At 71.3% G+C, this 11598-nt stretch carries 9 protein-coding genes; 6 read left to right on the top strand and 3 right to left on the bottom strand.

All coding sequences use genetic code 11. From position 1 onward, the window contains the following. Positions 1-4: 4 nt before the first annotated feature. A complete protein-coding gene (locus ABZX02_RS10765) occupies positions 5-697 on the top strand; it encodes a phytanoyl-CoA dioxygenase family protein (protein WP_355296970.1) in 693 nt (230 codons plus the stop codon). Here ABZX02_RS10765 and ABZX02_RS10760 read toward each other — a convergent pair. Further along, positions 673-1806, bottom strand: a complete 1134-nt coding sequence (locus ABZX02_RS10760) for an enolase C-terminal domain-like protein (RefSeq protein WP_355296968.1) — start codon at positions 1804-1806, stop codon at positions 673-675. The two genes, ABZX02_RS10765 and ABZX02_RS10760, sit on opposite strands and share 25 nt — an antisense overlap. 75 nt (positions 1807-1881) lie before the next feature. Between ABZX02_RS10760 and ABZX02_RS10755 the strand changes: the two genes are divergently transcribed. The 5 genes from ABZX02_RS10755 to ABZX02_RS10735 all read left to right on the top strand — a co-directional run bounded on the left by ABZX02_RS10755 (position 1882) and on the right by ABZX02_RS10735 (position 7798). After that, positions 1882-2697 (top strand): ABC transporter permease, encoded by an 816-nt coding sequence (locus ABZX02_RS10755; RefSeq protein ID WP_355296967.1) that lies wholly within the window; start codon positions 1882-1884, stop codon positions 2695-2697. 2 nt (positions 2698-2699) lie between these two features. Beyond that, positions 2700-3707, top strand: coding sequence for an ABC transporter substrate-binding protein (locus ABZX02_RS10750; RefSeq protein ID WP_355297589.1), 1008 nt, complete (start codon positions 2700-2702; stop codon positions 3705-3707). Beyond that, positions 3704-4498 (top strand): ABC transporter ATP-binding protein, encoded by a 795-nt coding sequence (locus tag ABZX02_RS10745; protein ID WP_355296966.1) that lies wholly within the window; start codon positions 3704-3706, stop codon positions 4496-4498. The genes ABZX02_RS10750 and ABZX02_RS10745 overlap by 4 nt, the downstream gene beginning before the upstream one ends. Before the next feature lie 337 nt (positions 4499-4835). Then, positions 4836-6872, top strand: coding sequence for a PQQ-dependent sugar dehydrogenase (locus ABZX02_RS10740; RefSeq protein WP_355296964.1), 2037 nt, complete (start codon positions 4836-4838; stop codon positions 6870-6872). Then, positions 6869-7798 carry a hypothetical protein gene (locus ABZX02_RS10735; protein WP_355296963.1) on the top strand — a complete coding sequence of 310 codons (930 nt, stop codon included), beginning with the start codon at positions 6869-6871 and terminating at the stop codon, positions 7796-7798. Before ABZX02_RS10740 ends, ABZX02_RS10735 begins: the two co-directional genes overlap by 4 nt. Positions 7799-7813: 15 nt before the next feature. Here ABZX02_RS10735 and ABZX02_RS10730 read toward each other — a convergent pair whose 3' ends face one another. Beyond that, positions 7814-8383: a hypothetical protein gene (locus ABZX02_RS10730; protein ID WP_355296961.1), complete on the bottom strand. Its 570-nt coding sequence runs from the start codon at positions 8381-8383 to the stop codon at positions 7814-7816. After that, positions 8380-11598 carry a CHAT domain-containing protein gene (locus ABZX02_RS10725; RefSeq protein ID WP_355296960.1) on the bottom strand — a complete coding sequence of 1073 codons (3219 nt, stop codon included), beginning with the start codon at positions 11596-11598 and terminating at the stop codon, positions 8380-8382. Before ABZX02_RS10725 ends, ABZX02_RS10730 begins: the two co-directional genes overlap by 4 nt.

Below are 11598 nucleotides of genomic sequence, written 5' to 3'. Positions count from 1 at the left end.
CCCGATGTTCCAGACCGACGGCTACGAGACGCGCTCCACCCTGCTCGCCCCGGCGAGGTTCGAAGCGCTCGCCGCGCACTTCGAGGCCAAGCTCGCCGCCCTGCCCGAAGGACAGCGGCCCGAGCACATGGACGTGCCGCACCTGACCGACCCGGCGCTGTTCGAGTGGCTGCTCGACCCGGACGTGCTGGACCTCGTCGAGTCGCTGATCGGGCCGGACATCGCGCTGTTCTCGTCGCACTTCATCTGCAAGCCCGCCGGCGACGGCAAACCCGTGCCGTGGCACCAGGACGCGCACTTCTGGCGCGACAGCATCGCACCGGCCGGTGACGCGGTCACGGTGTGGCTCGCGATCGACCCGTCCACGGTGGAGAACGGCTGCCTGCGCGTGATCCCCGGCAGTCACCGCGCGGCCGCCGAGCACACCGGCACCGACGACTCGTTCTTCAACCAGGAGACGGCCGTGGACGAGTCACGCGCGGTCGACGTGGAGCTGGAGCGCGGCGCGTGCAGCGTGCACTCGGCGATGCTGGTGCACGGCAGCCCGCCGAACCACAGCACGAAGCGGCGCTGCGGCTACACCATGCGGTACATGCCGACGACGGTCCGGTTCCTGCGGCCGGACGGCCACCGGATCTACCTCGCCCGCGGCCGTGACCACGCGGGCAACACCTACAGCTCGACCGACAGCGCTTGAACCGCGGCCTCGTCCACCTCGACGCCCAGCCCCGGTCCCGTGGGCACCTGCGCCCTGCCGTTCGCCACGGTGATGCCGGAGGCGTACGGCGAGGCGATGAACTGACGCCCGTTGAGGTCGGCGGGACCGGCGATCCCGTGCGCGGAGAACAGGTGCAGCGACGCCGCGAGCCCCACGTCGGAGTCGGTGAGGCCGGAGCCGAGCAGCCGCACGCCGCAGTCCTCGGCGAGCTGGCAGAGCCGCCGCGAGAGCGTGAGGCCGCCGGAGCGCTGCACTTTCGCCACCGCGACGTCGACCGCGTCCAGCTTCACGAACGTGGCGAGATCGCTGGGGTGGCGCAGGCTCTCGTCCAGCGCGACGGGCAGGGGAGAGGCGGTGCGGAGGCGGCGTTGGCCCACGACGTCGTTGGCGGGCAGCGGTTGTTCGAACGCGAACACGTCGAACTCGCTGATGTTGTTGGCAATCCGCACTGCCTGGTCGACTGTGTAGGCCTGGTTCGCGTCGACCCACAGCGGTGCTTCGGGTGCTGCCTCGCGCACGGCCCGCACGACGCCCACGTCCGTGCGTTCGTCGTGCAGCCCGATCTTCACCTTGAACGCCCGGTAGCCGTTCTCGACGCCTTCGGCCACGCACTCGGCCACCTCGGCGGGCGTCTGGCCGGAGACGATCCACGCCAGCTCGACCTCCTCGTGCCGGCGCTGTCCCCAGAGCACACCGAGCGGAACTCCGAGCGCGCGGCCGACCAGGTCGTGCAGCGCCACGTCCACGGCGGACTTGGCGAGCGGCGCGCCGATCGAGAAGCCGCGGTTGATCGTGCGGTCGAAGATCCGGCTGATCCCGTCGAACCGCCACGCGGGCTGCCCGGTGATCGCCGGCGCCAGATAGCGCGTGATGGTGGAGAAAATCGATTCAGCGGTCTCGTAGGTCCAGGCCGGGATGGGCGTCGCCTCGCCCCAGCCGCACAGGCCGTCCGCGCTCACCTTGACGAGGACGCGGGTGCTCGGACGTCCCGCGACGGCGACGGAACCACCGGACACGCCGAACGACCGGAGGGTGGGCAGCGCGACCGCGAAGGCCTCGACGCGGTCGATCGTCAGATCCAGCTTCATCGATCCTCCACCTTGACCGGCCCGTAGAGCGGACATAGCGTACCTGGAAAGCGCTTTCCGACCCGAAGGAGCTTCGTGGACAAGGAACAGGCGGATCGCTGGCGCGGAGTCGTGGAACGGGCGTGGCGTCCCGCCGCGTTGCTCGCCGCGTGCCTCGCCCTCTGGCACCTCGTCACCGCGACCGGACTGGTCGAGGCCTACCTCGTGCCGTCGCCCGCCGAGACCTTCGGGCTGCTGGCCGACAAGTGGTCCTACCTGTGGGGCCACACCTGGGTGACGACCTACGAGACCATCCTCGGCTTCGTGATCGCGGGCCTGCTCGGCGTCCTGGTGGCCGTCGCGATGGTCTACTCGCGCACGGTCGAGAGCACCGCGTACCCGATCCTGCTGTTCGCGCAGGTCATCCCGAAGATCGCGATCGCGCCGCTGTTCGTGGTGTGGCTCGGCTTCGGCTTCGAGCCCAAGGTGATCGTGGCCGTGCTGATGGCGTTCTTCCCGGTGGTGATCTCCACGGTCACCGGCCTCAAGTCGGTCGACGCGGAGATGCTCGAGCTCGCCGCGACGATGGGCGGCGGCCCGCTCAAGACGTTCGTGAAGATCCGCTTCCCGGCCGCGCTGCCGCACCTGTTCGCGGGCCTGAAGGTCGCCGTGACCCTGGCTGTGACCGGTGCCGTGGTGGGCGAGTTCGTCGGGTCCAACGAAGGCCTCGGGTACGTGATCCTGCAGGCCAACGGCAACATGGACACCCCGATGCTGTTCGCGGGCCTGATCGTCGTCTCGCTCGTCGGCGTCCTGCTCTTCCTCCTGCTCGACCTCGCCGAAAAGCTGATGCTGCCGTGGCACTCCAGCAGGCGCGGCGCCGCCGTCACGACCCTTCTCGCGAAAGGCTGATGATGAAGAGAGTGCTCGCAGGACTGCTTCCCGCGATGCTGCTGCTCGCCGCCTGCGGCGGGGACGGCGGTACGACGACCGGGTCCGGCGGTGAGGCCCGCGAGGTCACGCTGACCCTCAACTGGTACCCGTACGGCGAGCACGCGCCGTTCTACTACGGGGTGAAGCAGGGCATCTACGACAAGCACGGCATCAAGCTGAAGATCCAGGCGGGCCAGGGCTCCGGCAAGACGGTGACCGCCACCGGCGCCGGCCAGACGGACTTCGGCTGGGCGGACACCTCCGCGCTCGCCACCGCCGTCGAGCAGGGCGTGCCCGCGAAGAGCGTCGGCGTGTTCCTGCAGACCACCCCGGCGTCCGTGCAGTTCTTCACCGAGAAGAACATCAAGAAGCCGGAGGACCTCAAGGGCAAGTCGGTCGCCACGACGGCGGGCGACGCGCTGACGAAGACGTTCCCCGCCTTCCTGAGGCAGAACGGCATGCGGGAGTCCGACGTCTCCGTCCAGAACATCGACCCCGCGGGCAAGATGGCCGCGGTCATCTCCAACCGCACCGACGTGCTGCTGGGTTTCGCGTCCGACCAGGGACCGACCATCAAGGAGAAGGCCGGCAAGGACGTCGGCTACCTGCGCTTCTCCGAGTTCGGTCTGAACTACTTCAGCAACGGCCTGCTGACGTCGAAGTCCATGCTGCAGAAGGATCCCGAGCTGGTGAAGAAGATGGTCGCGGCGACGCAGGAGGCGTGGGCCGAGGCCGAGAAGGCACCGGAGGCCGCGGCCGAGTCGATGAAGGGCGCCGCCGAGCAGCTGCCGTCGCCGACCGTCGTGCTGGAGCAGTTCAAGACCACGCTCACGTTGCTGCACACCGACGCCACGAAGGGCAAGGCGCCGGGCGTGAACTCCGTCGACGACTGGAAGAGGACCATCGAGACGTTCAAGGAGACGGGGATCATCAAGGAGGCGTCGGAACCGTCGGCGTACTGGGAGGAAAGCGTGGCCCCGAAGGGATGAGCGCGACACTGGGAACCACCACCTCCGCGGTGCGGATCAGCGACGTGTCCGTGCGCTTCCGGTCGAAGCGCACGGAGGTGACGGCGATCGAGCGGGTCTCGCTCGACGTCGCGCCGGGCGAGTTCGTGTCGATCGTCGGCCCGTCCGGCTGCGGCAAGTCGACGCTGCTGAAGCTGGTGTCCGGCCTGCTCACACCGTCGGCGGGCACGGTGACGCTGCTCGGCTCACCGGTGAACGGCCCGCGCCACGACATCGGGTTCGTGTTCCAGCGGGCCGCGTTGCTGGAGTGGCGGTCGGCACGCCGCAACATCCTGCTGCAGGCGGAGATGCGCGGCATGAGCTCCGCGGAGGCGGGCAAGCGGGCCGACGAGCTCATCGAGATGACCGGCCTCACCGGGTTCGAGAACGCCTTGCCGCACGAGCTGTCCGGAGGCATGCAGCAGCGGGTGGCGCTGTGCCGGGCGTTGCTGCACCAGCCGCGCGTGCTGCTGATGGACGAACCGTTCGGCGCGCTGGACGCCCTGACCCGCGAGCAGATGAACGTCGAGCTGCACCGGGTGTGGCGCGAGACCGGGACGACGGTACTGCTGGTGACGCACTCGATCGCGGAGTCGGTGTACCTGGCCGGCCGGGTGGTCGTGCTGACGCGGCGGCCGGCCGTGGTGCACGAGGTGATCGAGGTGGAGCTGCCGGGGGAGCGGGAGTACTCGGCGACGCTGGCCCGGCCGGAGTTCGCCGCGGCCACCGCGCGGATCCGGGACCTGCTGGGAGCGGCGACGGGGCAGGAGTGAGGGTGGCGGTGTGGCCCGGCCGGGGTGCCGGGCCACGCAGTCCGCTGGCTGTCGGGACTCAGGGCGGTGTCCTGAGGTTTCGCGCTGCCCGCAGGACTCCGGTTCGTCGTGCCGGCGGTTCGCTGTCCACCGCGAGCCCGGCCGCCGTGCTCCGCGGTCCAGCACCGACCCCCGAAATTCCGGTGCGTGCGTCCCACCATCCTCCCGACGCAGGGTTGTAACCGCATTATTAGCTCGGTAAGTTCCCCTGCAACCGCCGCTGGAAAGCGCTTTCCGCTGCCGTGCTGCCACGGCCTGGCCCACAGGGTGGTGGGGAATGACCAGACGCTCGCTTCGTTTGGCAGTCACAACATTCGTGCTCTCCGCGTTGTTCGTGCCCATCGCGTCGGCCCAGGCCGACACGCCGATCGCCGACCCGCTGCCGACGCCAGGTCCGTCCGGTGTCGGCCTGGAGCTGACCGAGGTGGCGCAGCTGCCGAAGTCGCAGCCCGTGCCACCGCCGACCGACACCAGGCTGGTGCGGTACAACAGGATCAACTACCTGGGCGAGCTGCCCGACGGCTCCGGCCGGCTGTTCGTCCCCGACATGAACGGCACGCTCTACCTGCTGGACCAAGGTGTCCAGCACGCCTACCTCGACCTCGGCGCGGCGGTCGGGCCCGACTTCCACACGCACCGCGGGCTCGGCAGCGGCTTCGGGTTCGCCGCGTTCCACCCGGACTTCCGGCGCAACGGCAAGTTCTACACCGTGCACACCGAGACCGGGTCCGCGCTCACCGCCAAGAAGCCCGACCTGCCGTCGCCCGCCGACACGCAGGTGCACGGCGTGATCACCGAGTGGACCGCGGCCGACCCGCGCGCGGACGTCTTCGCCGGCACGCGCCGCGAACTGCTGCGGGTGGGCTTCGCGTCGTTCATCCACGGCTTCCAGGAGATCGGCTTCAACCCGACGGCGCGCTGGTGGGACGAGGACCACCACCTGCTCTACATCGCGTCCGGGGACGGGGGCATCGGCTTCTCGACCACGGTGCCGCAGGACCTCTCGCTGCCGCAGGGCAAGATCCTGCGTGTCGACCCGGCCGGGACCGACGGCGTGAACGGGCGGTACGGCGTGCCGCGCTCGAACCCGTTCGTGGGCAGGGCGGGCGCGCTCGGCGAGATCTACGCCTACGGCATGCGCGACCCGTACCGGTTCAGCTGGGACGACGTCACGCGCCGGATGTTCATGGGCCACATCGGTGAGAAGGCCGTCGACGCGGTCTACGAGGTCCGCAAGGGCGCGAACCTCGGGTGGAGCGAACGCGAGGGCATCTGGGAGTACCGCCGCGGCGACCCCTCGTGCGGGGTGTTCCCGCTGCCCGCCGACGACGCCAAGTACGGGTACACGTACCCCGTCACGGCGTTCGACCACAACCGCCTCTCGTCGCAGCGGCCGTGCGCGGACAGCGGCAACGCGTTGATGGGCGGCTTCGTCTACCGCGGCACCAAGATCCCTTCGTTGCGCGGCAAGTACATTTACGGCGAAGGCGTGAAGGGCCTGATATACTCCGCCGACGAACGGGAGATGCGCGCGGGCAGGCCGATGGCCGTGTCGCGCGAGCTGATGGTGTACGCCAACGGCGAGCTCACCACGATGAAGGCCCTCGTCGGCGACCCGAACCGCGTCGACCTGAGGTTCGGCCGGGACGCCGCCGGCGAGCTTTACGTGCTGGCCAAGGCGAACGGCAAGGTCTGGAAGGTCACGGGCGCCCGCGCCTTCGCCTCCTGCGACCAGGGCCACGACCGCGTCTCCGGCGCCACGGCGGCGAGCTCCTGGGCACCGGTGACGCCCGAACTCTGGCAGTTCCCCGGCCGCGAGGTCGTGCTGGCCCGGCCGGGTGTGGCCCGACCCGGCCCGCGCCGCCCGTTCGAGTACGCGGTGCTGCGGAAGGGACCGGCGTTCGGCTCCGTCGTGGTGGACGCGCAGGTGCGTCTGGACACGCCCGTCGCGGAGTCCAACCGGGACGTGATCATCGTGTTCGGCCACCGCTCCGACACCGAGTTCTACTACGCGCACCTCTCGTCGGACAACAAGATCTACCCGCACAACGGCATCTTCGTCGTGAACAACGCCGACCGCCTGCGCCTCGACCACCAGTGGGACGAGGCACGGTCCGTGGGCGCGCCACCGGCGGTCACCGACACCGCCTGGCACAGCGTGAAGGTGAAGCACTGCGCCGACTCGGGCGAGATCGCCGTCTACGTCGACAACTCACCACACCCATTGATGACCGCGGTGGACACGACCTTCGCCTCGGGTCGCGTCGGCTTCGGCTCGTTCGACAACGTCGGCCGGCTGCGCGACCTGCGCGTGCAGGGCAAGGGGATCCGATGAGGCGACTGCTCGTCCTGGCCCTGGTGGCGGTGTTCGGCTCCGGCGTGACCGCACCGGCCCAGGCCACGTCCGGCACGGTCCTGCCCAGCCTGAAGCACGATCTGGTGTCGTACTACGACTTCGACCACCCGGTCCCCGGCGACCCGGCCCTGGAGCAGGACCGAGGCCGTTCCGGCACGCGGCTGCACCTGATCAACGGCGGCGCCGGCATGCGCGTGCGCGACGGAGCGTTCCGCCACAGCCGCAACTCGCTGCAGCTCAAGCAGATCAACCCCCTGAGCACTGGCAACGACGACTGGAAGGCGGGCCTGTACAGCGAGTCCGGCGTGCCCACGCTGACCGCGTTCAACGGCGCCCGCCAGGCGTCGATCCTGGGCTGGGTGAAGATGACGGGCCAGAACCCGGCCCCGAACTCGAACACCGCGACCCCGGACGACCTCTACGGCGCCATCGGCCTCGCCGGCGTCCTGTCCGGCGACTCCAACGGTCACGCGGTGCGCGCGCTGCTCGAACTGATCCAGGTCGACGGCGAACTGAAGCTCGTCGCCCTGGCCCGACGCCTCGACGGCGGCGAGTCGCAGACGTTCGCGGCGGACGACGACTGGCGGGAGTTGTTGCCGCAGGGCGAATGGGTGTTCCTCGCGGCCACGTTCGACTTCGACACCGGCGCGATGGCCCTGTACCGCGACGGGAAACCGGTGCGGGGCAGGTACGTCGCGGCCGGTGACCCGTGGCGGCTCGAAGGCGAGCCGGAACCGGACCTCGCCTCCGCCACGGACCCGCGCGGCCTCAAGATCGGGGGCAGCTACCCGCAGAACACCCGCGAGGGCAACGCCTGCAACTGCCGGATGGACAGCCTCATGTTCCTGGACCGGGCCGTCCACCCGTGGGAGGTGCGCCTGCAGCACCTGTGGATGAAGGGCTGACCGGGGAACGGCAGGTCATCCGCTGCTGATCGCGAACAGCTTCATCTTGTCCGCGTCGGTGTTCTGGAACGGCCTGCCGCTCCACCGCTGGTGAGCGTGCGCGCAGTCCCGCGGCGTGCTCTGCACGTTGTTCTTGACCATGTTCAGCACCCAGGTGCCGATCCTGGACACGGCCGGCGAGTCCGGGTTCGCCCACCACGCCTCGAACAGCGTGCCGTGGTTGAACGTGTCGTAGACGACGGCGCACATCGAGCGGTCCTGGGTGATCGCGCTGTAGTACTTGCCGATCCGCAGCGGGCGGTTCAGCTCGTTGACCCACTCGACGGTCTCGCTCACCTCGGGCGCGTCGACGGTGATCCCGGTCGAGATCTGCATGCTCCAGTTGCCCGGCTGCGCCTCGGTCGTCTCCACGTACGCGAGGGTCAGCGCGCCGCCGTGGTGGACGGTGAACCCCTCGAAGGTCGGCAGGACGTTCAACGGGTGGTCGCCCACGCAGCCGGGGTACATCCGTTCCAGGTACCCGCGGCAGAACTGGACCGACCGGGCGACCAGGTCGGCGAGCCGCGTGTCCGGTGCCGTCGTCATCGATGACCCTCCTGAGGTCCACTGTGGATGAAAGCCGCCCACGAGAACACCGGGCGTTCGAGGTCGGAACCGCGGCGACCGTTGCGCACGGCGCACATCGCGTGGTGCAGGGCCGCCGCGCAGTCGCGGCGCGGATCGGCCACGAGAGCGCGGTAGAACCGGGTGGCGACCTCGCGGGCGGGGCTGTCCGGGACCGGCCACCGGGTGGAGACCACCGACCGGAACCCGGCCTGCTGGAAGGCGCCCGCGACGTGGATCGGCTCGTCGGCGAGGTCGAGCCGCCCGCGCCCGCTGTCGCACGCGGACAGGTAGGCGAGCTCACCGGTCCCGCGGGCGAGACCGGCGATCTGCAGGCTGGTGAGCGGGCCGGTGCTGACGTCGTCGAACGGCATCAGCAGCGCGCTGTCGGCCCGGTCCTCGTCGAGCTTGCCGTGCCCGGCGAAGTGCACCCACCGGTGCCGGCCGATCTCCCGGCACAGCCGGGCGTGGTGCGCCTCCTCGTCCAGCAGGACAGTGCCCGCGCCGACCGCCTCGGCGACCGCCAGCGCCTCGGCGCGGGCGTCGGCGAGGCCACCCCCGCTCTCCGTGACCGACAGCCCGACCGCGAGCACGGCGGGATCGCCCGCCGGGGGAGCGGGCGTGGCGAGCGCGTCCACGAGCATGCGGATCGTCGGCGTGTAGGACGAGACGACCTGGTCCATCGTGGACTCACCAGGCACGCGCCGGCCCGTCCACCTGCCCGGTGCCGCGTGGTACCAGCCCGCCGCGTGCAGGGGCAGGGAGTGCAGGAACCCGGTGGGACACCACCAGATCCGGTCGAGCCGGCCGTCGGGCAGGGGCAGCCCGAGCTCGGTCAGCACCGGCTGCACCGCCGTGCGCCACAGCCAGGTGAGCACGGCGTGGGCGGCGCGCTGGTCGTCGGTCTCGAGGCAGTCGAGGAACAACGCCGTCTGCCGCAGCACCGCCTCGAAGGTCAAGGCGGGCAACGGCACCACGCGGACGGTCCCGCGGCCCACCAGGACGGCGTCCGACCCGGCGCGGGCGACGTTGAGCACGACCACCTGCCGGTCGCCGAGCAGCGACACCAGCTCCCCGCACGCCGGTGGCAGGAGGAACCGTGCGAAGTCGCCGCCCAGCGCCCTGATCCGGCCCACCACCGCGGTGTGCCGGCGCTGCACCCGGAGGCGGTGCTCCGCGTCGAGCGCCGGAGCGAGGGCGCCGGCGTCCGGGACACCGAACCGGCCGAGCTCGTGCACCACGGCGGCGTACTCGGACGCGAGCCCGGGGTTCGCCCGCCGCAGCCGCGACAGCGCCTCCCGGTCGAGGTGCGGGTGCTCGACCAGCACCGCCCGGCCCTGCTCCAGCAGCTCCACGGCGAGCTCCGGCCGTCCGGCGCGGAGGGCGCAGGCCGCGGCCTCCGAGGCCAGCGCGAAGACGCTGGGCAGCTTGCTCAGCCGGTCGGACCGCCGCCACGTGGCCGGGGCGAGCTCGGCGATCAGTTCGATGGCCGCGCGGTAGTGCCCGGTGGCCGACTCCCACCTCCGCGCGGCGGCGTCCGAGCGCCCCAGGTCGGCGTACCTGCTGATGCGCACACCGGGCGCGGTGACGGTGGTGGCCGCGATGGCCTGCCACAGCTCCCGCAGCTCGGCGGCCAGCGCCGCGTCGTCCGGCGTGGCGCCCAGCCGGTGGGAGAGGATCTCGGCCAGCTTGTGCCGGAACACGGCCTTGGCGCGGTCGTTGCGCGGGGTGGCGGCGAGCAGCGCCCGCACCCGGTGTTCGGTGAGGTCGAGGACGGAGAGCGGTGCCCCCGCCTCGACCCGGCGCAGGGCGGCGGTCGCGAGCACGTTCACCAGCAGGTCGTGGCCCCGGCCCTGCGGGCCGAGCGTGGCCAGTTCCGCGCCGGCGATCCGTTCCGCCTCGTCCAGGAGGGCCGGGTCCTGCTCCTCGTCGTGGACGTCGAGCAGCCCGGTCGCCAGGTTGGAGACCAGGATCGGTCGCAGCGAACCCCGGCCCGGCGCCGCCGCCAAGGCCGCGCGCAGGTGCTGGAGCCCCTCTCGGCGGTCGTCCTCGGCCCGTTGTTGCTCGAAGCGGACGTCCGCGCGTGCGACCAGGTGCCCGCCCAGCGCGGTCAGCACGGCCGGCTTGAACGAGTCGGTGTCGGGCAGCGCGTCGGCGCCGCGCGCCAGCACGTCGATGACGGCGTCGAGCGTCGCCGGGGCACCGGTGATCTCGTAGCGCTGGTACAGCACGATTCCGAGCGCGTGCAGGCAGCCGCCGTGGTCGACCGAGCCGGGCGCGACCAGGCCGAGCGCCTCGGTGGCCAGCGCGATGGCGGAGTCGAGGTCGGCCAGGTCGCCGGACCGGCCGAAGCGGTGGCCCACCACGTTGCTCAGCCCGACCAGCGCTCCAGGTCGCAGCCGGTGGCGTTCGGGCAGCAGTGCGAGGGACTTCCGGAACGCCTGCTCGGCCTCCGCCAGCACCGTCTCGTCGGCGGTCTCCGAGTACAGCTCCACGAGCGCGGTGCCCCAGTTGGTGCAGCTCGCCGCGCGGTTCTCGAGCGAGCCCTGGTCGCAGCGCGCCGCGGCCGCAGCCGTGCGGACCGCCTCCTCCAGCAGCGGGAGCCCGCCCTGCAGCTGGTGCTGGAGGACCAGCGCGGAGCTGAGCGTGCCCAGGACGTTCGCGAGGTCCGCCGGCTCGGCGGCGGGGGCGGCGACCGCCAGCCGGCACAGCGCGACCTCTTCATCCACATAGGACTCCAGGCCGGTCAGGTCGTACCGCGCCTTGACCGTCATGGCGAGTCCCGCGAGCGCGAGCTGGCAGTCGGGAAACAGCCCGAGCGCTCTGCGGTACGTGTCTTCGGCGGCGTCGAGGTCGGTGGCGTTGCGCGCGGCGTCGTACCTGTCCAGCAGCACGTTGCCCAGGTTCGTCCGCGCGACGACGACGGCGCCGAGCGGTGCGCCGGGGCACTCCGCCGCCTGGGTGAGGACGTGCACGGCCTGGTCCAGCACGTCTTTGCGGCCGGTGCAGCCGCTCAGTTCGCGGAGCACCATGCCCAGGGTGCTCAGGCGCTCGCTGCGGTAGCGGTCACCGGGCGCCATGGCGGCGATCTCCCGATCGAGGAGGTCGCGCGCCCGGTCGAGCGCCGCGAAGTCGTGGGTGTACCGGGCGTGGTCCAGCAGGCGTTCCGCCTCGGCCACCACCGGGTCCTCGAACAC

This window comes from Lentzea sp. NPDC003310, assembly GCF_040610935.1.
Classification (GTDB): Bacteria; Actinomycetota; Actinomycetes; order Mycobacteriales; family Pseudonocardiaceae; genus Lentzea.
This window is presented reverse-complemented; position numbering and strand designations above follow the sequence as displayed.

Bases quoted from the DNA above. Each gene is read 5' to 3' on its own strand.
- ABZX02_RS10765 (WP_355296970.1), top strand. From the start codon at position 5: ATGTTCCAGACCGACGGCTACGAGACGCGCTCCACCCTGCTCGCCCCG.
- ABZX02_RS10760 (WP_355296968.1), bottom strand. From the start codon at position 1,806: ATGAAGCTGGATCTGACGATCGACCGCGTCGAGGCCTTCGCGGTCGCG.
- ABZX02_RS10750 (WP_355297589.1), top strand. From the start codon at position 2,700: ATGAAGAGAGTGCTCGCAGGACTGCTTCCCGCGATGCTGCTGCTCGCC.
- ABZX02_RS10745 (WP_355296966.1), top strand. From the start codon at position 3,704: ATGAGCGCGACACTGGGAACCACCACCTCCGCGGTGCGGATCAGCGAC.
- ABZX02_RS10735 (WP_355296963.1), top strand. From the start codon at position 6,869: ATGAGGCGACTGCTCGTCCTGGCCCTGGTGGCGGTGTTCGGCTCCGGC.
- ABZX02_RS10730 (WP_355296961.1), bottom strand. From the start codon at position 8,383: ATGACGACGGCACCGGACACGCGGCTCGCCGACCTGGTCGCCCGGTCG.